Source organism: Bradyrhizobium lablabi, assembly GCF_001440475.1.
GTDB classification, from domain to species: domain Bacteria; phylum Pseudomonadota; class Alphaproteobacteria; order Rhizobiales; family Xanthobacteraceae; genus Bradyrhizobium; species Bradyrhizobium lablabi.
This window is the reverse complement of sequence record NZ_LLYB01000034.1, coordinates 17478-40175: the sequence shown is the minus strand read 5'-3', so window position 1 is coordinate 40175 and position 22698 is coordinate 17478. Positions and strand designations below refer to the sequence as shown.

Annotated in this window: 21 protein-coding genes; 7 read left to right on the top strand and 14 right to left on the bottom strand. The window is 63.7% G+C overall.

Going from position 1 to position 22698, the window contains the following annotated elements:
* Nucleotides 1–15 precede the first annotated feature (15 nt).
* The 3 genes from CQ14_RS01620 (at nt 16) to CQ14_RS01610 (ending at nt 2709) form a co-directional block, all read left to right on the top strand.
* Nucleotides 16–729, top strand: coding sequence for a GntR family transcriptional regulator (locus tag CQ14_RS01620; RefSeq protein WP_057856204.1), 714 nt, complete (start codon nt 16–18; stop codon nt 727–729).
* A gap of 117 nt (nt 730–846) precedes the next feature.
* Nucleotides 847–1593 carry a glucose 1-dehydrogenase gene (locus tag CQ14_RS01615; RefSeq protein ID WP_057856203.1) on the top strand — a complete coding sequence of 249 codons (747 nt, stop codon included), beginning with the start codon at nt 847–849 and terminating at the stop codon, nt 1591–1593.
* A gap of 15 nt (nt 1594–1608) precedes the next feature.
* A complete protein-coding gene (locus CQ14_RS01610) occupies nt 1609–2709 on the top strand; it encodes an isocitrate/isopropylmalate dehydrogenase family protein (protein ID WP_057856202.1) in 1101 nt (366 codons plus the stop codon).
* A gap of 74 nt (nt 2710–2783) precedes the next feature.
* Here the strand turns inward: CQ14_RS01610 and CQ14_RS01605 are convergent, their stop codons facing one another.
* The 5 genes from CQ14_RS01605 to CQ14_RS01585 all read right to left on the bottom strand — a co-directional run bounded on the left by CQ14_RS01605 (nt 2784) and on the right by CQ14_RS01585 (nt 9224).
* Entirely contained in the window at nt 2784–4235 is a 1452-nt protein-coding gene (locus CQ14_RS01605) for an aldehyde dehydrogenase family protein (RefSeq protein WP_245320115.1), read from the bottom strand.
* A 71-nt stretch (nt 4236–4306) separates the two neighbouring features.
* Nucleotides 4307–5695, bottom strand: a complete 1389-nt coding sequence (gene lpdA / locus CQ14_RS01600; RefSeq protein WP_057856410.1) for a dihydrolipoyl dehydrogenase — start codon at nt 5693–5695, stop codon at nt 4307–4309.
* Between the two features lies 1 nt (nt 5696).
* Entirely contained in the window at nt 5697–6983 is a 1287-nt protein-coding gene (locus CQ14_RS01595; protein ID WP_156434612.1) for a dihydrolipoamide acetyltransferase family protein, read from the bottom strand.
* Nucleotide 6984: 1 nt separating this feature from the next.
* Entirely contained in the window at nt 6985–7998 is a 1014-nt protein-coding gene (locus tag CQ14_RS01590; RefSeq protein WP_057856199.1) for an alpha-ketoacid dehydrogenase subunit beta, read from the bottom strand.
* Nucleotides 7999–8000: 2 nt separating this feature from the next.
* Entirely contained in the window at nt 8001–9224 is a 1224-nt protein-coding gene (locus tag CQ14_RS01585; protein WP_057856198.1) for a thiamine pyrophosphate-dependent enzyme, read from the bottom strand.
* Between the two features lie 65 nt (nt 9225–9289).
* Here CQ14_RS01585 and CQ14_RS01580 point away from each other — a divergent pair, with 65 nt between their 5' ends.
* Both CQ14_RS01580 and CQ14_RS01575 read left to right on the top strand, forming a co-directional pair.
* The gene (locus CQ14_RS01580) at nt 9290–9490 is read left to right on the top strand and encodes a hypothetical protein (RefSeq protein WP_057856197.1); all 201 of its coding nucleotides are present in this window, start codon (nt 9290–9292) and stop codon (nt 9488–9490) included.
* Between the two features lie 138 nt (nt 9491–9628).
* Complete coding sequence (locus CQ14_RS01575) at nt 9629–10144, top strand: Lrp/AsnC family transcriptional regulator (protein WP_057856409.1); 516 nt, start codon at nt 9629–9631, stop codon at nt 10142–10144.
* 141 nt (nt 10145–10285) lie between these two features.
* On the opposite strand, the gene CQ14_RS01570 is transcribed toward CQ14_RS01575, so the two are convergent.
* Genes CQ14_RS01570 through CQ14_RS01535 form a run of 8 tightly spaced genes read right to left on the bottom strand, consistent with a single transcriptional unit; the run spans nt 10286 to nt 19553 of the window.
* Nucleotides 10286–11056, bottom strand: coding sequence for a polysaccharide deacetylase family protein (locus tag CQ14_RS01570; protein WP_057856196.1), 771 nt, complete (start codon nt 11054–11056; stop codon nt 10286–10288).
* Nucleotides 11053–11898, bottom strand: a complete 846-nt coding sequence (locus tag CQ14_RS01565; RefSeq protein WP_057856195.1) for a polysaccharide deacetylase family protein — start codon at nt 11896–11898, stop codon at nt 11053–11055. The genes CQ14_RS01570 and CQ14_RS01565 overlap by 4 nt, the downstream gene beginning before the upstream one ends.
* Nucleotides 11895–13436 carry an ABC transporter substrate-binding protein gene (locus CQ14_RS01560; RefSeq protein WP_057856408.1) on the bottom strand — a complete coding sequence of 514 codons (1542 nt, stop codon included), beginning with the start codon at nt 13434–13436 and terminating at the stop codon, nt 11895–11897. Before CQ14_RS01560 ends, CQ14_RS01565 begins: the two co-directional genes overlap by 4 nt.
* A 15-nt stretch (nt 13437–13451) precedes the next feature.
* Entirely contained in the window at nt 13452–15065 is a 1614-nt protein-coding gene (locus tag CQ14_RS01555) for a dipeptide ABC transporter ATP-binding protein (RefSeq protein ID WP_057856194.1), read from the bottom strand.
* Entirely contained in the window at nt 15062–15874 is an 813-nt protein-coding gene (locus CQ14_RS01550; protein ID WP_057856193.1) for an ABC transporter permease, read from the bottom strand. The genes CQ14_RS01555 and CQ14_RS01550 overlap by 4 nt, the downstream gene beginning before the upstream one ends.
* On the bottom strand, nt 15871–16815 hold the full coding sequence (locus tag CQ14_RS01545) for an ABC transporter permease (protein ID WP_057856192.1): 945 nt from the start codon (nt 16813–16815) through the stop codon (nt 15871–15873). The genes CQ14_RS01550 and CQ14_RS01545 overlap by 4 nt, the downstream gene beginning before the upstream one ends.
* Nucleotides 16816–16830: 15 nt before the next feature.
* Nucleotides 16831–18396 (bottom strand): ABC transporter substrate-binding protein, encoded by a 1566-nt coding sequence (locus CQ14_RS01540; protein WP_082649649.1) that lies wholly within the window; start codon nt 18394–18396, stop codon nt 16831–16833.
* Nucleotides 18396–19553, bottom strand: a complete 1158-nt coding sequence (locus CQ14_RS01535) for a C45 family autoproteolytic acyltransferase/hydrolase (RefSeq protein ID WP_057856190.1) — start codon at nt 19551–19553, stop codon at nt 18396–18398. Before CQ14_RS01535 ends, CQ14_RS01540 begins: the two co-directional genes overlap by 1 nt.
* Before the next feature lie 58 nt (nt 19554–19611).
* Between CQ14_RS01535 and CQ14_RS01530 the strand changes: the two genes are divergently transcribed.
* Entirely contained in the window at nt 19612–20532 is a 921-nt protein-coding gene (locus tag CQ14_RS01530) for a GntR family transcriptional regulator (RefSeq protein WP_057856189.1), read from the top strand.
* Between the two features lie 27 nt (nt 20533–20559).
* Complete coding sequence (aptA, locus tag CQ14_RS01525; protein WP_057856188.1) at nt 20560–21906, top strand: omega-aminotransferase AptA; 1347 nt, start codon at nt 20560–20562, stop codon at nt 21904–21906.
* 454 nt (nt 21907–22360) lie between these two features.
* On the opposite strand, the gene CQ14_RS01520 is transcribed toward aptA, so the two are convergent.
* The coding region (locus CQ14_RS01520; protein WP_199805410.1) for a class I adenylate-forming enzyme family protein at nt 22361–22698 on the bottom strand (338 nt) is incomplete at its 5' end.

Genomic DNA, 22698 nt, shown 5'->3' with positions numbered 1-22698 from the left:
TGTTAGAGAAGACCCATGGAAACCCTTCAAGATGGCCCGCTCGGCGGCCTGGTCTCGGCGCCAAGCCTGCGCGAGCAAGCGCGCCAGGTGATCCGCGGAATGATCATCACAGGGCAGATGCAGCCGGATCAGCTCTATTCGGTGCCGCGACTCGCGGCCGACCTCAGGGTCTCAGCGACGCCGGTGCGGGAAGCCTTGCTCGACCTCGAGCGGGAGGGATTGCTGGAAGCCGTGCGCAACCGCGGCTTTCGCGTGGTGTCGCTGTCGCTGCACGAACTCAATGATATTTTCGCCATCCGTTTGCTGCTCGAAGTGCCGAGCGTCGGCGATATCGCCCAGGACGGACTGTCAACAGAACGGCTCCACGAGCTGCATCAACTCGCCGAGGTTACGCTGCAGACGGCCGAAGCCGGCGACCTCATCGCCTTCCTCGACGCGGATCTCAAATTTCACGTTCAACTGATTGCCACACTCGGCAACCCTTGCCTCGCCAAGCTGGTCGAGACGTTGCGAGACCGGGTTCGGCTTCACGGCTTTGCAAGCGGCTCGCCGCGAGAATTCCTCACGCGATCGGCGAAAGAGCACTTCAAGCTGCTCGATTACATTTCAAGGCGGGACCGAAGCGGCGCTGAAGCCACCATCCGGCAGCACCTCGAACGGTCGCGCGGCGTATGGGGCGACAATATCGCGCATGGCGCGAATGCCGGCACGCTCAACGACTCGTCGTGAGCGGTTAGCGCCACGCCTCTCTCCCCTTTCCACCTCACCCGCAAGACAGAGTTTCGGGGCAGCGGGTTCCGGCGCGTCGTCTGCGCATCGTCACGCATCAACCGAAAGAGCATCATCATGAGACTGAAAGGCAAACGCGCAATCGTAACCGGGGGTGGCTCCGGCTTCGGCGAAGGAATCGTCCGCAAGTTTGTCGTCGAAGGCGCCCGCGTGGTCGTAGCCGATCGCGACCAGGCCGCTGCGGAACGCGTGGCGAGATCGCTTCCCGACCGCGCCGTGGCCGTTGTCGCCGATATTTCTACTGAAGCCGGTTTCGCTGATGTCGTGGCCGGGGCCCAGCGCGCGTTTGGCGGGCTCGACATCCTCGTCAACAATGCCGGCGTCGGCCACACGCCGCAAGCGCTCGAAACCGTCACCGACGAGGTGTTCGACCGGATCGCCAACGTCAACATGAAGTCGATCTACTTTGGCGCCAAGGCCGTGGTGCCGCACTTCAAGCAGCAGAAATACGGCGTGTTTCTCAACGTGGCATCCACCGGCGGCGTCAGCCCGCGGCCCAATCTCACCTGGTACAATGCCTCGAAGGGCTGGGTGATCACCGCAACGCGCGCCATGGCGGTTGAGCTCGCACCGTTCGGCATCCGGGTCAATGCCATCAACCCGGTCGCCGGCGAGACGCCGTTGCTGAAGACATTCATGGGACAGGACACGCCGGACATTCGCGCCAAATTTCTGTCGACGATTCCGATCGGCCGCTTCTCCACCCCCGAAGACATGGGCAACGCCGCCGCATTCCTGTGTTCCGACGAAGCGAGCATGATCACGGGCGTTGCCATGGAAGTCGATGGCGGCCGCTGCATCTGATCCGGATCGCTTCTCATGAAAAATGCTTACGAGATCTGCGTTGTCCACGGCGACGGTATCGGCCCGGAAGTCTGCCAGGCAACGCTGCGGGTGCTCGAAGCCGCCTTCGGCGAGGCGTTGCCGTTGCGGTTCAGCGAATACCCGGCCGGCGCGCAGCACTTTCTGAAGACCGGCGATTCCTTTCCCAGGGAAACGTTCGAAGCCTGTCACAGCGCCGACGCCATCCTGCACGGGGCCGCCGGCATTCCGGGGATCAATCACCCCGACGGCACCGAGGCGGGCCTTGATTTCACCCTGACGCTGCGTTCGAAGCTCGATCTCTACGCCAACGTCCGGCCGATCAAGCTGCACCCGGGCGTACGGTCGCCGCTGCGCGACGCCGCCCCCGGCGCCATCGACTATGTCATCGTGCGGGAGAACAGTGAGGGCCTCTATGCGGCACGCGGTGCGGGATCGCTGCTTCGCGACGAGGTCGCGATCGATCCGCTGGTGCAATCGCGCAAGGGCATCGAGCGGATCGTTCATTTTGCGTTCGAGCTTGCACGCTCGCGCGACGGCGCCCCGCAAGGCAGGCGTCGCCGCGTCACCTGCTGCGACAAGGCCAACGTGCTGCGCAGCTATGCCTTCTTCCGAAGCGTGTTCGACGAAGTCGCCGCGCAATATCCTGATATCGAAGCCGAGCATGTGTTGATCGACGCAATGACGGTGCATTTGATCAACCGGCCGTCGCACTACGATGTCATCGTCACCGAGAACATGTTCGGCGACATCATCTCCGATCTCGGCGCGGCCACCATCGGCGGCATGGGCATGTCGCCCTCGGCCGAACTTGGCGACGGCAATGGCTTCTTCCAGGCTTCCCACGGCTCGGCGCCTGATATTGCCGGCAAGGGTATTGCCAATCCCTACGGAACGATATTGGCCGCAGCGATGATGCTGAACTGGCTCGGTCTGCGCCACGCCGACCCGCGGCTCATCGATGCGGGCAAACGCATCGAAACCTCCGTGACCTATGCTCTGGCGGACAAATCGGTGCTAAGCCGGGACATCGGCGGCACGGCCGGTTCACTCGAAATCACCGAGGTGATTTGCGCCGGATTGCGCGAGCGCGTCTGACGCGCGACGCGCAAGCCGGGCCGGAGCAACTAGGGGGAAGTTGCTCCGGCCCGGGAGCCATGACTGCCGCGCGGTCAGCCGTGATAGATCGAAATCGTCTTGGTGGTCGCAAAACCGTAGAGCGCTTCAAAGCCCTTCTCGCGGCCATGGCCTGAGCGTTTCACGCCGCCGAACGGCAACTCGATCCCGCCGCCGGCGCCATAATTGTTGATGAAGACCTGGCCCGCCTGAATCGCGCGCGCCAGGCGAAGTTGACGTCCGCCGTCGCCGGACCAGATCCCACACACCAGGCCAAAGGGCGTGCCGTTCGCCAGATCGATGGCCTCCTGCTCGCTTGCGAAGGGCATCGTCACCTGAACAGGCCCGAAGATTTCCTCCTGGGCGAGGCGATGCGTGGCGGGCACGTCGCGGATCAGCGTCGGCCTGACATAGGCGCCGCCCGCGGGCGCATCGGGCACGATCACGCCCTGCCCCGCCACCTCCGCGCCGCCGCTGGCGGCCAACGCGATATAGCCGTCCACGATACTTTTCTGTCGGTGCGAGACCACCGGACCGACATCGAGATCGCTCAGCGCCGGCCCGACTTTCAGGCGCTGATAGGCCTCTGCCATGCGCGCCACCACTTCTTCATAGATCGGTTGCTCGATCAGAATCCGCGATGAGGCCGAGCAGGTCTGACCGGCGTTCTGGATACCGGCCATCACCAGGAACGGCAGGGCGCGATCAAGATCTGCATCTGCGAAGACAATTTGCGCTGATTTTCCGCCGAGCTCGAGCGTAACCGGCACCGCATGCCGTGCGGCCGCCGCCTGCACCAGCGCGCCGGTGGCGAGCGAGCCCGTAAATGATATGTGATTGATACCGGGATGGGCCGACAATGCCGCGCCGGCCTCCTCACCCGTCCCCGTAACAAGGTTGAGCGCGCCGGCCGGCAGTCCGGCCTCCTCCGCAATGCGGGTGAATTCCAGCAGGGTCAGGCAGGCTTCTTCCGCGGGCTTCACCACTGCGGCGTTGCCCATCGCCAGCGCCGCGCCGAGGCTGCGCCCGATGATCTGCATCGGATAGTTCCAGGGAACGATATGCGCCGTCACACCATGCGGCTCATAGATCGTCAGCGCAGTGAAGCCGGAGCGATAGGGGATGGTGTCGCCGTGCACCTTGTCGGCCGCGGCGCCGTAGAATTCGCAATAGCGCGCCAGCGCCTCCACGTCGGCCCGCGCCTGCTTGAGCGGCTTGCCGACGTCCCGCGCTTCCAATTGCGCCAGGAGATCCGCATTCCTCAGCACCCCCTCGCCGATCCGATGCAGAATGCGACCGCGGTCGGTAGCCGACATCCGCCCCCACTCGCCGCTCAACGATGCCCGCGCGGCGCCAACCGCACGGTCGACATCCTCGCTGCTGCTCCGCGCGATATCGGCGAGATGCGAGCCATTGGATGGATCCTGAATCTCGAGGCGCTGCGCATCGGCGGCCTCGGTCCAGCGGCCCGCGATGTAGTTGTTGTAGACGCGTTTGGTATTCAGCACGATGGACGCTCCCTTTTTTATCCTGTCGCGAACCGCTTTGCAGGATGTTTAGTCAAGATCGTTGCGCGACGCTAGGCGTGCAATGCATAGCCAAGCGCGCCGAGCGCAGCCTCCTGGATGGCTTCGCCCCGTGTCGGGTGGGCCTGAATGGTACCGATGAGATCCTCGAGCACGGCGCCCATTTCGACCGCTAGCGCCAGAGAAGACGTCAATTCCGATATCCCGTTGCCGACCGCCTGCGCGCCCAGCACCAGGTGATTGTCCGCCCGTGCAACGATGCGGACGAAGCCGGTATCGTCGATCTGCGTCAAGGCGCGACCGTTGGCCGCGAAACGAAATGCCCCAAGCTTCACGTCGTGGCCGGCCGCCTTCGCTTGCTCCGGTGTCAGTCCGACGGAAACGATTTCCGGATCGGTGAAGCACACCGCGGGAATGGCCATGGGGCTGAACGCGGCCCGTTTGCCTGCGATGATCTCGGCCACCACCGCGCCCTGAGCCATCGCACGATGCGCAAGCATCGGCTCCCCGGTAAGATCGCCAACCGCCCAGACATTTGACATCGACGTTTCGCAGCGGTCGCTGATTTTCACGAATTTGCCGTCCATGGTCAGATCAAGCCGCTCCAGTCCGAAACCCGATGTGCAGGGTTCGCGCCCCACCGCGACCAGAAATTTGTCGGCATCGATCTTGCGGGTCTCGCCGTGCTGCTCGACCAAGAGGCTTCCGCCGTCGGACGTCAGCTTTTTTGCGCGCGCCCCAGTAAGGACCTCGACCTTCAACTGTGCGAGCCGCCGCGCTACCGGCCGCGTCAAGTCGGCATCCCACAAGGGCAGGATCCTGTCGGCCGCCTCGATGATCGTGACCCTCGATCCGAGCTTCGCAAATGCGATGCCGAGCTCCAGACCAATGTAACCTGCGCCAGCGACGGCAAGTCGCCCTGGAATATCCTTTAGCGACAAGAGATCGGTCGAGGATATGACGTTGCCGCCAAAGGGCACCGCCTCCAGTGCCAGCGGGCGAGACCCGGTTGCCAGGACAAGGTGCCTGGCGCGCACACGCATGGTTTCGTCGGCGGCGGCAACGACGATAGTCTTGCCGTCGATAATTTCCGCGGTACCTGCGACTACCGAGACGCCGCCCTTCTTCAAGAGCCCGGCGACGCCCTTCGTTAACCGGTCTACGATCGAATCCTTCCATGCGACCGTACGTGCGAAATCGAGCGCAACCTGCTGAACATTCAGGCCAAACGGCGTCTCGCGACCGCCGGAGACGCCATGAAACGCCTCGGCGGCATGGATCAACGCTTTCGACGGAATGCAGCCGATGTTGAGACATGTCCCACCAAGCGCCGCGCGCTCGACCAGGACGGTGCGCAAGCCGAGCTGGCCTGCCCTGATCGCCGTAACATAGCCGCCCGGCCCACCTCCGATGATCACGACGTCCGCCGCACTCTCCTTCATGTCATGCACCAACCAAAAGCAGCGCCGGCGCTTCCAAGAATTCCTTGATGCACCGGATGAACTGTGCGGCCTCGTAGCCGTCGATGATGCGGTGATCGAAGGATGACGACAGGTTCATGGTTGTGCGCGGCACGAACTGTCCCTGCTGCCAGAGCGGGCGGATCGTCATGCGGTTGACGCCGATGATTGCGAGCTCGGGCCGATTGATGACGGGCGTCGTGACGATGCCGCCGAGATCGCCGAGACTGGTAACGGTGATCGTCGAACCGTTGAGATCCTCCCGCGCTGCACTGCCGCTGCGCGCCGCGTCGGCAATGCCCTTGATTTCCTCGGCGCAGTCCCAGAGATCGCGGGCCTCGGCGTGGCGGAGCACCGGCACCATCAAACCCGACGCGGTTTGCGTGGCGATCCCGACATGAACGGCGCTGTGGCGATGGACGACCTCATTCTCATCGTCATACGTTCCGTTCATCTGTGGAAAATCGCGAAGCGCAAGAACCATCGCCGTGACCACGAAGGGCAGAACCGTCAGCTTCGGCCGACGATCGATGAACTTTGCGTTGAGCTGCTGGCGCAGTTCGTCCAGCGCCGTGACATCGATCTCCTCGACATAGGAAAAATGCGCGATCCGCCGGGTCGATTCCGCCATCCGCTCGGCGATCTTGCGACGCAGGCCGGTGACCTTGATTTGCGTTACCCGGTCAGCACGAGGTGTCTGACGCGGTCGACTGACGTTGACCGGCCTCGCGTCGATGAAATCTGCCAGATCCTGCTGCGTGATCCGGCCGGCCGTGCCGGAGCCGGCGAGTTGGCGAAGATCGACCCCCGCCTCGCGCGCCCGCGCGCGGATGGCGGGCGAAGCGATCGGCCGTTCCCGCGCCGTCGCGGTCTTCAGGCCGACGTCAGTATTGCCTCGATCTTTGCGCGCTTGAACGTCGTCGCGGCGATTGACAGTCACGGCCATCTGCGGCGCTATGGCGGCGGCTGATCGGGCGTGCCCGTTCGGTCCTGCCGCCTCGCTCCCCTTCGCAACGCTGTCGCGCTCCGCATCGATCTTGATTCGAACCAGAGCGCTGCCAACGGCAAGCCGCGCGCCGACTTCACCGCCGAGGTCCAGGATCACGCCAGCGAAGGGCGAAGGAATTTCGACTGTTACCTTGTCGGTCATGACAGCGGCGAGGACCTGCTCCTCCTCAACCGTATCGCCCACGGCGACGTGCCATTCGACAATCTCCGCCTCGGCAACCCCTTCCCCGACGTCGGGAAGCTTGACCATTTCAACCGGCACGTCACGTCTCCATAACGCGGGTGAGAGCCCGGCCGACCCGGTCCGGCCCCGGGTAATAGTCCCACTCCTGGGCATGCGGATAAGGCGTGTCCCATCCCGTCACCCGAACGATCGCCGTTTCAAGATGATAGAAACAGTGCTCCTGCACCTGGGCCGCGAGCTCTGCGCCGAAGCCCGACGTGCGGGTCGCCTCGTGCACGATAACGCAACGGCCTGTCTTGCCGACCGACCGAACCACGGTTTCTAGGTCGAGCGGGACCAGGGTCCGGAGATCGATGATCTCGGCATCGATGCCAACCGACTGACACGCAGCCTCGGCAACATGAACCATGGTGCCGTAAGCAAGAATCGTGACATCGGCGCCTTCCCGTCGGACGACGGCCTCGCCGAGCGGCACCATGTAATAACCTTCCGGTGTTTCGCTGAGCTCATGCGTTGACCATGGCACCACCGGCCGGTCGTGATGGCCGTCGAACGGACCGTTGTAGATCCGCTTCGGCTCGAGAAAGATGACGGGATCGTCATCCTCGATGGCGGCAATTAGCAGTCCCTTCGCATCGTGCGGATTGGAGGGAATGACCGTCTTCAGTCCGGCCACATGCGTGAAGAGCGCCTCGGGACTTTGGCTGTGCGTCTGCGCCCCGAAAATGCCGCCGCCACAGGGCATGCGCACCACCAGCGGAGCGCTGAAGTCACCGGCCGAACGAAATCGCAACCGCGCAGCCTCGGATACGATCTGGTCGTAGGCCGGGTACATGTAATCGGCGAACTGGATTTCGGCGACGGGCCGCAGTCCGTAGGCGCCCATGCCGACCGCGACCCCGACGATGCCGCTTTCGGAGATCGGCGTATCGAAGCAGCGCGACGCGCCATATTTGCCTTGCAGCCCATCCGTACAGCGGAAAACGCCGCCGAAACGGCCGACGTCCTGACCGAAGACGACAACGCGGTCATCGCGCGCCATCATTACATTCAGTGCGTCGCGGATCGCCTCGATCATGGTCCAGCGCGGCATGGTCAGAAACCCGACTCCTGGCGCTGCTCGCGCAGATGGCGGGGCATGACCTTATAGACGTCCTCGAACATCGAAGCGGGGCTGCATTTCGCGCCTTCCATCAGCGTCCCGAACCCCTGCGCCTCCCTGGCGGCCGTGCTGATCTCTTCGTCCAATTCGACCTTCAACTGGATGTGACGCTCCTCGCTCCAGGCCCCGATCGCGATCAGGTGATCCTTCAGCCGCTCGATCGGATCACCAAGCAGCCAGCTCGACTGATCGCCCTGCGGCCGATATTTCGACGGATCGTCGGACGTCGAATGCGGTGCCATCCGGTAAGTCACCCATTCGATCAGAGTCGGTCCGAGATTGCGGCGGGCGCGCTCGACAGCCCAGAGCGCAGCGGCGTGAACCGCGAGGTAATCGTTGCCATCGACGCGCAATGCCGGAATGCCATAGCCATGCGCCCGCGCCGCAAAGGTCGTCCACTCGCCGCCCGCTACCGACTGGTTTGTGGAGATCGCCCATTGATTGTTGACGACGTTGAGAATAACCGGCGGCCGATAAACTGACGCGAAAACCAGGGCTGCATGAAAATCGTTTTCGGCGGTGGAGCCCTCGCCGATCCAGGCTGCGGCAACGCGCGTGTCGCCGCGCATCGCCGACGCCATCGCCCACCCCACCGCCTGCACATATTGGGTGGCGAGATTGCCGGAGATCGAGAAGAAGCCGGCTTCGGGTGCCGAATAGAACACCGGAAGCTGCCTTCCCTTCATGCGATCCCGTTCGTTCGACAGCACCTGGCACATCATGTCGACGACCGGCCAGTCCTGCGCGATCAGCAATCCCTGCTGGCGATAGGTCGGGAAATTCATGTCGCCCGGCTTCAGTGCCGCCTGGAAAGCACATGCGATCGCTTCCTCACCCGTGCACTGCATGTAGAACGATGTTTTGCGCTGCCGCTGCATCATCGCCATACGGACGTCGTAAGCCCTGGTCTTGAGCATGGCCCGCAGACCCGACCGAAGCTGCTCCACCGAGCAGGTGCCGGACCAGGATCCGACTGCACGGCCTTCGTCGTCCAGAACGCGGATCAACTGAAAGGCAAAACCGCGAATCTTGTCTTCCCTGACATCGACGGGAGGACGATCGACGCCGCCTGCATCGGACAAGTGCAAGTGACTGAAATCGCCATCGCGGCACGGTAGCGGTACGGGAATGTGAAGCGTGAGTGGTGAAGAGGTCATGACGCAGCGCCGTCCAGGGGTCTCGAAGGTGACGGTTCGACGATCTCCACCGAACGGAGCGAGGGATGCCGCGCGAAGCGGCAACGAAGGACCGCGATATCGCAGTCCTCTTTCGGCAGGATGCCGAGATCGATGGCCGCTCCGCCTTGAATGTCGGACACCATCCGGAATTCGAGGATCTTCAACCCGAAGCGCTGAACATCGGCCAGGAGCTGGGACGCGGCAGCCAACGCGTCAGACGCGACCGCCCTGTAGACGACGCATGACCCATGTCTGGCTGATGTTGGCATCGGCAAATCTCCCTCACCAGGAATCCTAGCGCTGGACAAACAGGTGCATTTCCTGATCTTTTATGCAGAAGTTACGTTTTGCAGATGAATCGTCTGAATCTTTGGAGTTTTGCGATGAAATCTTCTTCTCGCGTCAAGACCGCGGCGAAAGCGAATCTCGACCTGATCGACCGCAAGATCCTCTCAATTCTCCGCAATGAGGGACGGCTCGCGGTGAACGAACTGGCCAATCGTGTCGGGCTTTCGGCGTCGCCGTGCTGGTCGCGAGTCAAGCGCCTGGAGGAAATCGGCGCGATCAAGCACTACTCCGCCATTATCGATCACGCCGCTATCGGCCTGAAGGACATCGTCTTTATCGAGGTAACGCTGGACAAGCATGACGAGAAGGTTCTCGCCCGCTTTGGCGACGCACTGGCGAAAATACCGGAGGTGATCGAAGCCAACCTCGTCACCGGCGAATACGATTACCTCGTCAAGGTAGCGGTCGCGGACACCACGCATTACGAACGCTTTCTCCGTGAAAAGCTCTATCGGATCCAGGGCATCCGGCATTCACGGTCGACGTTCTCCTTGAGGACTCTGAAACTGATCACGTCCGCCGACCCGCTGGTCACCAAGGAACACGGCTAGGCAATCGTGCGGCGGAGCCGGCGCTCCCGGAAAGCGATTCCTGCAGAGCCACCAGCCTTTGCTCACCAAGCAGGGAAAACTGCCGCGCCGGCTGACAGCGGCCATGCAGCCCGCAAGTTTTCTGCTCGGCAACTAACGGAACTAGGCTCTGGCTGAATCCGCGATCTGTTCCAGGGTCATGAATGAGGTGCCGGAAAGACCCCTCACCCATGCAAGCAGGTGATCAAGGGCAGCAATCCGGCTTGCGCGGGCGCTACCGTAGTCGCTACGCGGATGCAGGGTCAATGAAATCAGGCAATGCTCGCGATGCATGGCCTCGATCTCCTCGCGCCAGGTCTTCATCACCCGGTCATGTGTCTGCCGTTGCGCGTAAAGCGTCGCGTCGATCAGGATTTCCGACTGCGGCACCTCGATCATCCCGGTGCCGCCGTCGGCGTCGAGCGCGTACGGCCGATCATCGTCCTGGAAACTTGCATCATAACGATAGCCGAGCGCCGCGAGATGGCCGAGGGTTCGTTCAGAGAGCCGCCCATGCGGCGCGCGAAAGCCGCGCGGCGCCCGGCCCACGATGCGTTCGAGCGTCGCATGCGTCCGCTCCAGCAGCGCCCACTCGTCGATGCCGGTGGCATCCATCTCCTCCATGGCCCAGCCGTGAGCCGCGATCTCATGCCCGCGCGCGGCAAGCGCCGCGATATAGTCGGGATTGGCTTCCGCCTCGGCGCCCGGAACGAACACGGTCGCCTTGATACCGTGGCGATCGAGCAGAGCGAACAGCCGCTCGCACCCGACCGCATAGGCATACTTGCCGTAGGAGGCCCGGCCGAACAGCGCATCCTCGCCAAGCTGCCGCTGCTCCACTGTCTTGCCCTGGAGATTGACGCTGACGCTGACGGGATTGGTGGTCACGGTCATTGTCCGCTCCAATCACGCCGCCATTCGTCGGGCCGCGTCAGGCACCACTGCGCGAGTTCAAGCATACCGACAAAGCGCACGCCCTCATGCGGCTTGATGTATTCGATCAGCCTTTCCACGATGGCGACACGCGCCGGCGAGCCCGAGCCGTAACCGACGCGGGGATGCACCGTGAGATTGAAGTAACCGCCTTCGGCGTAGATCGCGTCGAACTCCTGCTTCCAATGATCGAGGACTTCCGACGGCGGCGTGTAGCTGACGCGGTAGAACGGGAAATCATCCAGGCTCGACGTGTTGTTGGGCAGGCAGACATAGTCATTGCGCTCCGCGCCGTCATAGCGGGCGAGATACGGCAGGTCGAAATCCTTGTCGCTGGAATCGTAGACATAACCTAGTTCGCGCAGTTTTCGCAGCGTCCGCGCCGTCTTGTGTCCGGAAGGCGAACGCCAGCCCCTGGGCGCGATGCCGGTGATATCCGTGAGCAGCCGGTGCGTGCGTTCGAGCAATTCGGGTTCGGCATCGCCGGGATCGGTGCCTTCATGAAAATAGCCATGGGAGCCGATCTCGACGCCGGATCGCGAGATGTCGCGAACCAGATCGGGACTCACCTCCGCATCGTAGCCGGAGACATAGAAAGTCCACGGCACATTCTGCCGTGTGAACATGTCGACAAAGCGCGGAATACCGCATTTGGCGGAATAGCGGCCATGCGACCGCGCGCCGTACGGAAGTTGCCCTCGCCCACGCTCCAGCGAGGTGCCGTCGAAGTCGAGCGTGAGGCCGATGACGCAGCGCGCGCCGTCCGGCCAGCGATGGTGCGTGCGCCGGGCCAGCGAAATCATCTGATCACCTCGACATTCCAGAACCGCGGTTTGCGGCCGGGCCATGGTTCGTAGCCGCGAACCGCCTTCGAATAGGCCGATACGTTGACGCCCGAGCTCCAGACGATCATCGGCGTATCCTCCATGAACACAGCGTGCAATTGATCGAACAGCGGCTGCCGCGCATCGGGCGATGCCGTGTCCATCAGCATCGCTAGCAGAGCAATCGCCTTCGGATTGGACCAGATCCGGTCCGGTTGCCCACTCTTTTCACCGATGAAACGATCAAGCCCGAATATGGGATCGAGGTAGGGCGTGTAGTTCCACACCATGAGCTGATAATCGCCCTTGGCGTAACGGCTCAACTGGGTCGCGAATTCCACGACCTCGACGCTGATGTTGATGCCGGCCTGCTGCGCCATGGCCTGGACCAGCACGGCGACGTCGTTCATCACGGCAAAGCGCGAATTGGTGGTGATCTTGATCGGCTGCCCCTTGTAGCCGGCATCGGCCAGCAGCTTCTTCGCGCGCGCAAGATCGTAACCACGGCCGCTTTTCTCGACCTCGCCGAAATAACGGCTCGACAGCGGCACCAGCGACGTGCTCGGCTTGGCATAGCCATCGGTCAGGGTGTCGCTCATGCTCTGGTAATCGAGGGAAGCGGCAATCGCCTCGCGGATGCGACTGTCCTTCAACAGCGGATCGTTCGTCTGCATCACTACCGTATTCAGGGATGCGACCGGCGACGCCACAACGACGAGATCGGCCGCCTTCAGTTCGGGCGCGAATTTCGGGTCGATGGCCGGCCACAGGTCGAGATCGTTCGACCGCATCGCCGCTTTCGCGGCAGCGGGATCGGGGATCATGGTGAGCCTGACACGATCGACCTTGGCAAGCTTGGCACCGGACAAGCCGCTGGTCGCCTCGCTGCGGGCGACATAATTCTCGTTGCGCGCCAGCTCGATGAACTGGCCGCGCCGCCATTCGGCGAGCTTGAACGGGCCGGTGCCGACAGCGGCCTTCCACGCCCCATCAGGGCTGACGGAATCCGGATGCGCGATCCCGGTCCCGTCGCAATCGGCGCGCGCCATCATGCTGAGAAACGCCGCGCTCGGTTCAGCCAGCCGAAATACGACTTGCGCCGGCGACGGCGCCTCGATGCCGACAATCCTCATCTGCCGCGAGCCGTCAAAATTGGTCCGGCACGGCCAGCCGGATTTGGGATCGAGAAAGCGCTCCCAGGTCCAGACCACCTCGCGCGAGCTCAAAGGCGCGCCATTGTGGAAACGGACGCCGTCACGAAGCGTGAAAGTATAGGTTCGGCCGTCCGCCGAGGTCTCGATGTCCCTGGCCAGCATCGGCGCCACAGTCCCGTCTGCACGCCAGGCGACAAGGCCTTCATAGACGTTCTGCAGCACGGTGCCGGTGTTGTCGTCGGGGCTATTGCCGGGCATCAGTCCGCGGATATCGGTCGTGATCATCGTCCGCAGCACGCTCTCGGCCTCGGCGCCCGGGATCGCCGCGATCATCAATCCGCACGCAACAAGGATACGCTTCATTACCAGTACCTTCATCTAGCCGGACGCTTGCAGGCTTGCCGGTCCGGAAAAATCAAGCACAGGCGCTGCCGCAAGCAGCGCCTTGGTGTAGTCGTGCTGCGGACGGTCAAAAATGTCGTCGCGCGCACCCTGTTCGACGATGCGGCCACCTTGCATCACCACGACGCGGTCTGCGACCTGCTCGACGGCGGCCAGATCGTGGCTGATGAAGAGACAGGCGAAGCCGTATTGCGTCTGCAGTCGCTCGAACAGTCTCAGCACCTGCGCCTGGATCGTCATGTCGAGCGCGGAAACCGGCTCGTCCGCGACCACGAAGGAGGGACGCCGCACGATCGCGCGCGCAATCGCAATGCGCTGGCGTTGTCCGCCGGATAGTTCATGCGGCCAGCGCTGGCCAAAGCCGGCGAGCCCCACCTCCTCCAGCATCGCCTCGACACGCCGATCGCGCTCGGCACTCGTGAGCTCCGGCACATGGCGCAGCGGCTCGGCGACGATCTCGCCGACACGCATGCGCGGATCGAGCGACGAATACGGGTCCTGAAACACGAGCTGCGACGCCAGACGAAATTCCCGATCCGGCCTGGTCGTCACTTCCTTGCCGCGGAAGCGAATTTCGCCGCCGGCCGCCGGGACAAGCCGCAACATCGCGCGGCCCAGCGTGGTCTTGCCGGAGCCACTGCCGCCCACGACCGCCACTGTCTCCCCCGCGCCGATATCGAGATCGACGCCGTTGACCGCGGATACGCCTGCGGCGCGGCGAAACAGGCGTTGCCGGCCGCCGAATTCAACCTTGAGCGCGCGCACGCTCACCAGCGGCTCACTCTTCGCCTGGCGCGCGGAACTAATGCCGCGACGCGGCAGCGCTTCGACCAATTGGCGTGTACAGGCCTCGCGCGGGGCCGACAGAATCTGCGACGCGCCGCCAGTTTCTATCAGCCTGCCCTGCCGCAGCACCACGGCGCGCTGCGCGTAGCGCGCCACCAGGCCGAGATTATGGGTAATCAGCATCACCGAGGTGCCGTGATCGCGCGCCAGCGCGACCATCAGGTCAAGCACCTCGCGTTGCGTCAGTGTATCGAGGGCCGTGGTCGGCTCGTCCGCGATCAGAAGCTTCGGCTTCAGCAGCATCACCGACGCCAGCATGATGCGCTGGCGCATGCCGCCGGAGAACTCGTGCGGATAGGCGTCGAAGGTGCTCTCGGGATCGCGGATCTGCACGCGCGCGAGCATGTCGAGGCAACGGCGGCGGATTTCGCGCCTTGAAATCCGCTCATGCAGCGCGAGGCCCTCCGCCATCTGCGCGCCGATGCTGATCGCCGGATTGAGCGAGACCATCGGCTCCTGGAACACCATGCCGACCGCCGGCCCGCGCAAGGCACGCATCCGCTTCGGCGAGGCAGTAGCGAGGTCCTCACCGTCGAGCAAGATCTGGCCAGCGGTCCTGACAAGTCCGGTCGGAAGCAGGCCGAGTATCGCGCGCGCGGCCGCGGTCTTGCCGCTGCCGGATTCGCCGACCATCGCCAAAAACTCACCGCGCTGAATCGCGAAGGAGACGTCGTCGACCACCTTCGCGCCAGTGCGAACGGTCTCGATGCGCAGGTTTCCAACCGTGAGCAGGGGCGCCGTCATCCGTGCGCCATCCTGGGATCGAGGCGATCGCGCAGGGAATCGCCGAGCAAATTGATGCCGAGCAGCGTTAGCGCGATGCACAGGCCAGGCGCCATGCCGAGCCAGACCGCGCTTTCCATGTAGGGCCGGCTCGCCGCCAGCATGTTGCCCCAGGTCGGCGCCGGCGGTGGCACGCCGAGACCGAGGAAACTCAACGCACTCTCCGCCAGCAGCACCCAGCCGAACATGCTGGTCGCCAGCACGGCGACCGGCGCCACGGCATTGGGCAGCACGTGACGCAACATGGAATAGAGTTCGGAATTGCCGATCACGCGCGAGGCCTCGATATACTCCTTCTCACGGATCGACAGCACCGTGCCGCGCACCACGCGCGCGACCGAGGGGATGTAGGCGAGCCCGAGCGCCAGCACGAGACCGAACTTGTTGGCGCCGACCACGATCATGACCGCCAGCGCCAGCAGTATGCCGGGAAAGGCGAGCAGCGCGTCGTTCACAGCCATAATGATGCGATCGGTCCAGCCGCGCAGATAGCCGGTGACGACGCCCACCATCACGCCGACTGCGATTGCGAGCGCGACGGTGAGAAGGGCGACCACCACGCTGGTCGCCGCACCCGCCATGACGCGGCTCAGCACGTCGCGGCCGAACTCGTCGGTGCCAAGCCAATACAGCGAGGATGGCGGCTGCAGCCGCGCCCGCAGGTTGACACGCAGCGGATCGAACGGCGTCCAGAACGCTGCGGTCACGGCGGCGCCGAGCACGAGCGCCATCAACGCGCCGCCGATCGCGGTATTGGCACGCATTCTCATGCCACGGTGACCCTTGGATCGAACAGTGGATAACAGAGGTCGACGATAAGATTGACGACGACATAGATGACGGCAGTGAATAACAGGCAGCCCTGCACCACCGGATAGTCGCGGGCGAAGATCGAATCCACCAGCAGTCGCCCGAGGCCCGGCAGCGTGAACACGGTCTCGATGACGGCGATGCCGCCGAGCAGATGCCCGAGCACGAGGCCGATCAGCGTCCAGGTCGGCGCGAAGGCGTTGGGCAGCACGTGCCGGCCGAGCACCAGCCACTCCGGCACCCCCTTGGCGCGCGCATGCGTGACATATTCGAGCCGCAGCACCTCGATCGAGGCAGCACGCGCCATGCGGGTGAGCACGCCGATCTCGATCATGGTCAGCGTCGCGATCGGCAGCAGCATGAACACCATCGCCTGCCAGAAATTTTCCGAGAACGGTACATAGCCGATCACCGGCAGCCATTTCAGCTTCAAGCCGAACAGCAGCAGCAACAGCAGGCCGAGCCAGAAGCTCGGGATCGAGAGCAACAGCGTGGCGCTGCCGACCACTGCAAGGTCGAGCGCGCTGTTCTGCCGCCACGCCGCGATCAAGCCGGCCGGCACCGCGACGCAGGCCGCGAGTCCAACCGCGACGAGGACGATGATTGCGCTGACCTGAAAGCGCTCCAGGATCAGCGGCAGCACGGCCATATTGTCGGTAATGGAATGGCCGAAGTCACCGGTCAGGAGTTTGGCGAGCCAGTGCACGAATTGCAGCGGGATCGGCTGATCGAGCCCGAGTTGCGCGCGCATCTGCGCAACTTGCGCCGGTTCGGCGGCATCGCCCAGCATCACCTGCACGGGATCGCCGGGAATCAGCCGCACCAGCGTGAACACCGCTATCGCCACCAGGAGCAGCGTCGGAACGGTCATCACCAGCCGTCTTGCAAGGTAACCCAACATCGCCGTGGTCCGTGTCTACTGAACGCTCACGCCCCAGAAGCGCGGCTCCGGATAGAGCCAGCCGGCATATCCCCTGACATTCTTGCGCAGCGCCGCAAGTTCGGCGCCGTTGAACAGCACGATCATCGGCACGTCCTTGATGAAGCGGCGGTGCATCTCGTCGAACAGCGCCTGGCGCTTGGCAGCGTCGTCGGTCATCATCGACTGGCGCAGCATCTCCTGCGCCTCCGGATTGTCCCAGATCTTGCGCGGCTGCGTCGCCTTCGGCCCCGTCAACATCTCGAAGCTCAGCGATGGATCGAGCCGCGCCGAATAGACAAAGGCCATCGCCTGATAGTCGCCGCGGTTGTAACGGTCGAGCTGGGTAGCCCAGTCCAGCACCTCGATCTCGATATTGATGCCGATGCCCTGCGCCATCGCCTGCACCAGTACGGCGGAATCGAAGACGAAGCCGTAACGCTTGTTGGCGATCATCTTGACCGGCTGGCCGCGATAGCCGGCTTCAACCAGCAGCTTCTTGGCTTCCGCGATGTTCTGCGTGTAGCCGTGTGTCTGCACCTCGCTGTAGAATGGGCTGCCGATCGGCAGCGCCGAATTGTTGGCGCGCGCGGTGCCCTGCATCACCACGCCGGCGATCTCGGCGGTATCGAGGCAGAGCGCGATCGCCCGGCGGATGCGCACGTCCTTGAGCAGCGGATCCTTCGTCTGGAACAGGATGCCGGTCAATCCAAGTGCCGGCGTGACGCTGATCTGCACCTCTGACCGCGACTTGAGATCCTCGAGATCGGGAACTCCGAGAGCGCTGATCACATCCAGCGAGCCGCTGAGCAAGCCGGCCTTGGCGGCGGAGCTGTCGGGAATAACGTTGAAGCGCACCCGGTCGACCTCGGCGGCCTTGGCGCCGGCATAGCCGCTACGCGGCTCGCTGCGTGATGCATAGCCGTCGAAGCGGACCACATCGATATATTGACCGCGCTTCCATTCGCCGAGTTTGAACGGCCCGGTGCCGATCGGCGCGATCCACTTGCCGTCCGCCCCTACGGAGTCGCGATGGATGACCGCGGTTTGCCCGCAGTCCGGCCGCGCCAACGTGGGCAGGAACAGAGCGGTCGGCTGGTCGAGCGTTACGGCGACCGTTTGCGCGTCGGGCGCCTCGATCTTTTCGATCCGCGCGATACCGCTTGGCGAAAATTCGGAGAGACAGCGCCACTGCGTCGCGGGATCGAGCCAGCGCTTGAACGACCAGACGACGTCTTCCGCCGTCATGGTCGCGCCGTTGTGGAATTTGACGCCCTGGCGCAGACGGAAGGTGTAGGTTTTGCCTTCGTTCGAAACAGCCCAGTTTTCGGCCAACATCGGGCCGATCGAGGTGTCTTCTCGGAAGGCAACCAGACCTTCGACGAGATGAGCCACCACCCCGTCGGTGTTCGCATCGCGGTTGGTGCCGGGATCGGTCGAACGGATATCGGCGTTGAGGCGCGTACGCAGCACTGTCTCGGCAACGGCTTGCGTCGGCATCACAGCAAGGCAGGCCAGAGTCAGGCCGACCATCGCCGCTGCGGATGGTCGACGCGCAAGCATCAGGACGCCCTCGCAACAGTCGGCGGGTCCGCCGGCGTTCGTCCCGCCGACACGTCGAGCCGATAGGTTGTGAACTGCCGGTTCAGCGCCGGCAAGGGCGCGGCTTCCATCACTCCGTTGGCGGGCTCCATCAGGATCATCGCGACGGTGGCGCTGAGATTGTTGCTGAGATTCTGGCGCGGCGGGCGGCACACCGACCACGGGTGCGCAAAATCATCGAACAGGGCCGCCTTGACGGTGTCGAAGGTGATGGCGCCGATATGCGGCTGCAGCAGTTCGCGCACGCGGATGTCGCGGTAGAGGCTGTCGGGCGTATTCGCGATGCCGGTGTCCTTGAGCTTTCCGAGCGCAACCGGGCTGACAAAGTGGTTGGCGTGGACCAGCAGCCCGCGCTCCGGATGAACCTGGAAGGTCTCGTCGGGCGCACACTCAAAGTCGATCGCCACGCCATCGCGATGGCTGACGATCATGTTGTTGGCTGCGGACTTCTTCGTGCAATAGACGGTGCGCATCGCGAGCGCGACATGCTCGTTCTCCAGCACCTTGCGGCGGATCAGGGCCAGCGGCACGCCGACGTCACGGTAGTCGCGATCGGATTCCAGGTAGTTTGCCGTAATCGCGATACCGACCGAATTGAAGCCGCAGCGCCCGAGCGCGCCGGCCTCGGTGAAGGTCATGAGATCCGGCCCGTCCTCGCGGCGCACCTTCAACACGACAGCGGTTTCGGCGCATTCGCGCTTCCAATCCCAATTCTGGGCGTGAATGAGACGGCCGGAGCCGGTTGCCTGCGGGAGCACGACAACGCCGGTGCAGCCGTCGGGCTCGTCCGGCGTCTTCAGCCGCGCGCGCACCTCGGGCTTGGCGAGCTTAAGAATCTCGGTGCGGGCGTTGAGCAGCGCCACATCCTCGAAGGGCACGCGAGCGCCTTCGGCGATGCCGCGCATCTCCTCGATATAGGCCGGCTCGAACGCTTCGATGACCGGCAGATAGTCGCGCACCAGCGCGGATAAGCCCGCGGCATCGAGCGACAGCTCCTTGAGCTGCGCATGATAGTGCGACACGCCCTTGCGGATCCGGTCGGCGGTCTTGGCGCCATATTGCCGGCCGCGCTCCTGCGGCGGGCCGGAGATCTCGATCAGCGGAAACGGTTCGACCATCGACACGGGCTCAAGTTCCTTTTGCAATTGATCGAAGCCTAATGTATTTTGTAATGACATGAAACAAAAATCTTCGCCCCGCGAAAAACCGACCCCGAGCCGCCTGCAGCGTGAGCTGTCGGCGGGGATTCTGGACTTCATCCGGGTGGAAAAACTCGCGCCCGGCACACGACTTGCGGAAGTGGCGCTGGCGGAACGGCTGCAGGTTTCACGCACGCCGGTGCGCGCGGCACTGAAACTCCTGGCGCGTCGCCGGCTGGTGCGGCCGGGCGCGCGGCGCGGCTTTTTCGTCGCCGATGCGGTTTTGCCGACCCTCAAGGTACCCGGGCCTCCCGCCCCTGATGACACCGGCCGCTTGTTCCTCGCGATCGCACGCGATCGCCGCGCCGGCCGCCTGCCGGTCGACGTCTCCGAACGCGACCTGATGCAGCGCTATGACGCGACCCGCCCCATCGTGCAGCGTGTGCTGACGAAGCTTGCGGAAGTCGCGGCCGTGCAACGCAAACCCGGACATGGCTGGCGCTTCCAGCCGATCATTGCCGACGCACAGGCCCGCGACGAGAGCTACCGTTACCGTTTGCTGATCGAGCCGGCCGGGCTGCTGGAGCCGGGCTTCCGGCTCGATCCGCACTGGGCCGCCGAGATGCGCCGCCGTCACCAGGAAATGATGGCGATGCCGTGGAGCGAAACCGCCAGCATCGCGCTCTACGAAATGAATGCCGCGTTCCACGAAGGCCTCGCGGCCGCCTCCGGCAACCGCTTCCTGCTGGTTGGAGTGCAGCAGCAAAACCGGCTGCGGCGCTTCGCCAACTACGATTGGACATTCGGCTACCAGCGCGTGGTGGTGAACTGCCGGGAACATCTGGCGATCCTCGACCGGCTTGAAGCCGGCGAACAGGCGGAGGCAGCCGTCTTGTTGCGCCAGCATCTGGAAGACGCGGCAAAACTCAAGCGCAATACGGACAACGCTGCCGGATAGCGCATTCGAAAATATCAGGAGACACCCATGCACGCATCGCAGGCCGCGACTTCCAACACTCCCCTCACCCGCGAGGCCATGGAGGCGTTCTGGCTGCCGATGACGCCCAACCGGCAATTCAAGTCGAGGCCGCGCCTGTTCGTCGGCGCCGAAGGCATGCACTACGTTGCACAGGACGGCCAGCGCATTCTCGATGGCATGGCGGGGCTGTGGTGCGTGAATGCAGGGCATGGACAAAGGCGCATTGTCGAGGCGATCCAGACCCAGGCGGCCAAGCTCGACTTCGTCTCCTCATTCCAGATGAGCCATCCGGCCGCGTTCGAACTTGCGGGCCGCATCGCCGAGATCGCGCCTTCCGGGCTCGACCATGTCTTCTTCACCAATTCCGGTTCGGAATCCGTTGACACCGCGCTGAAGATCGCGCGCGGCTATCACCGCACGCGCGGCGAAGCAAGCCGCATCCGCTTCATCTCCCGCGCCAAGGCGTATCATGGCATGGGCTGGGGTGGATTGTCGGTGAGCGGCATCGTTCGCCATCGCCGGGATTTCGGCCCGCTATTGCCCGAGGTCGACCATCTGTCGCACACGCACAATCTGGAACATGCGGCGTTCTCGCGGGGACAGCCGGGCTGGGGCGCACATCTCGCCGACGAGCTCGAAAAACTGCTATCGATCCACGATCCATCGACCGTCGCCGCCGTGATCGTCGAGCCCGTGACCGGCTCCGGCGGCGTCTTCCCGCCGCCTGTCGGCTATCTGGAGCGCTTGCGCGAAATCTGCGACCGGCACGGCATCCTCTTGATCTTCGACGAAGTGATCACCGGGTTCGGCCGCGTCGGCGCCGCCTTTGCTGCGAATGCCTTCGGCGTCACGCCGGACATCATCACCTGCGCCAAGGGCATGACCAATGCCGCCGTGCCGATGGGCGGTGTCATCGTCAGCGGCAAGGTCTACGATGCGCTGATGACGGGCCCGGAAAACACCATCGAGCTTTTTCACGGCTACACCTATTCGGCTCATCCGCTCGCCTGCGCCGCGGCGCTGGCTGCGCTCGACGTCTACCAGGACCTCGGCCTGTTCGAGCGTGCCCGACGCATTGCCCCACGTTGGGAAGCTGCGGCGCATGCGCTCAGGGGCGCGCCGCACATCATCGACATCCGCAACATCGGCCTGCTGGCGGCCATCGATCTCAAGCCCCGCGACGGCGCCGCCGGCGCGCGAGGCGCCGAGTGCGCGGGCCGTTGCTATGACGACGGCATCCTGATCCGCGCCAGCGGCGACACGCTATTGCTGTCGCCGCCGCTGATCATCGAGGAGGAGCAGATCGAGGCTCTCTTTGCCGCGGTTCGCCGGGCCCTTGCCGCGGTGGGCTGATGGTGAATCGGTCGCGAACCGCGACGCCCGAGCGCTCTTGTCAATTCAATCGCGTCGAGCCGGGCGTCGGCATCACGTCTCGGGTCGATTGCGCAAATTTGCCCTCAGTCGATTCTTCTGGATCTCCCGGTGCACTCGTCATGCACACGACGCCTTCTAACCACTCGAAAAACTTGAACTCTCGCTCCAGTCCATCATTGGACGGGTCGCGCTCACCGTCCGCTGAAGTGGACTGGCTGCAAAAATCGCGCCCTGCAACGGCAAGAACCCAAGACCGCGAAACCTGGCGGTGGCGCGCGAGACAGCTCAACACAGCTTCAAGCGCCGGCTGCTCGATGTTTCAGAAACCGTTTGAATATCGACCAACAGTCGCCTTGCCCCTTCCCCCAGGGGTCCGCAATATTCGAAAGCCTATCAAACCGCCAGCTTGGGCGCCCAACTCGAACAGCTTTGGCTATTTTGCCGCGACGGCATTCTCCTCGCTCTTCTGCTGTGTCTTTCGAATGGCTTCAGTCGCGACTTGCTTGAGCGCTTGTCGATCTATTTTTCCCATGTGGTTGCGCGGAATGCTTTCCAGCTCGACAAACAGCTTCGGAATATACTGATGGGCTAGTTTGCCCTGTAGAAACGTGTGAAGTTCCTGGCGGCAAGCGTTACGGTCGATGTTCTCATGCCAGACGACCGCGCCCACAATCCTGTCGATCCCCAATGGCGTTTGCAACGTGAAGGCGCCGGCATCCCGAACCGGTGGAAAATCCACCAGCGACAGCTCGATCTTCTCGGGGCTGACCT

Coding starts and splice junctions, on each gene's coding strand:
- CQ14_RS01620 (WP_057856204.1), top strand. CDS start 16: ATGGAAACCCTTCAAGATGGCCCGCTCGGCGGCCTGGTCTCGGCGCCA.
- CQ14_RS01615 (WP_057856203.1), top strand. CDS start 847: ATGAGACTGAAAGGCAAACGCGCAATCGTAACCGGGGGTGGCTCCGGC.
- CQ14_RS01610 (WP_057856202.1), top strand. CDS start 1,609: ATGAAAAATGCTTACGAGATCTGCGTTGTCCACGGCGACGGTATCGGC.
- lpdA (WP_057856410.1), bottom strand. CDS start 5,695: ATGAAGGAGAGTGCGGCGGACGTCGTGATCATCGGAGGTGGGCCGGGC.
- CQ14_RS01590 (WP_057856199.1), bottom strand. CDS start 7,998: ATGCCGCGCTGGACCATGATCGAGGCGATCCGCGACGCACTGAATGTA.
- CQ14_RS01585 (WP_057856198.1), bottom strand. CDS start 9,224: ATGACCTCTTCACCACTCACGCTTCACATTCCCGTACCGCTACCGTGC.
- CQ14_RS01580 (WP_057856197.1), top strand. CDS start 9,290: ATGCCGCGCGAAGCGGCAACGAAGGACCGCGATATCGCAGTCCTCTTT.
- CQ14_RS01575 (WP_057856409.1), top strand. CDS start 9,629: ATGAAATCTTCTTCTCGCGTCAAGACCGCGGCGAAAGCGAATCTCGAC.
- CQ14_RS01570 (WP_057856196.1), bottom strand. CDS start 11,056: ATGACCGTGACCACCAATCCCGTCAGCGTCAGCGTCAATCTCCAGGGC.
- CQ14_RS01565 (WP_057856195.1), bottom strand. CDS start 11,898: ATGATTTCGCTGGCCCGGCGCACGCACCATCGCTGGCCGGACGGCGCG.
- CQ14_RS01560 (WP_057856408.1), bottom strand. CDS start 13,436: ATGAAGCGTATCCTTGTTGCGTGCGGATTGATGATCGCGGCGATCCCG.
- CQ14_RS01555 (WP_057856194.1), bottom strand. CDS start 15,065: ATGACGGCGCCCCTGCTCACGGTTGGAAACCTGCGCATCGAGACCGTT.
- CQ14_RS01550 (WP_057856193.1), bottom strand. CDS start 15,874: ATGAGAATGCGTGCCAATACCGCGATCGGCGGCGCGTTGATGGCGCTC.
- CQ14_RS01545 (WP_057856192.1), bottom strand. CDS start 16,815: ATGTTGGGTTACCTTGCAAGACGGCTGGTGATGACCGTTCCGACGCTG.
- CQ14_RS01540 (WP_082649649.1), bottom strand. CDS start 18,396: ATGCTTGCGCGTCGACCATCCGCAGCGGCGATGGTCGGCCTGACTCTG.
- CQ14_RS01535 (WP_057856190.1), bottom strand. CDS start 19,553: ATGGTCGAACCGTTTCCGCTGATCGAGATCTCCGGCCCGCCGCAGGAG.
- CQ14_RS01530 (WP_057856189.1), top strand. CDS start 19,612: ATGAAACAAAAATCTTCGCCCCGCGAAAAACCGACCCCGAGCCGCCTG.
- aptA (WP_057856188.1), top strand. CDS start 20,560: ATGCACGCATCGCAGGCCGCGACTTCCAACACTCCCCTCACCCGCGAG.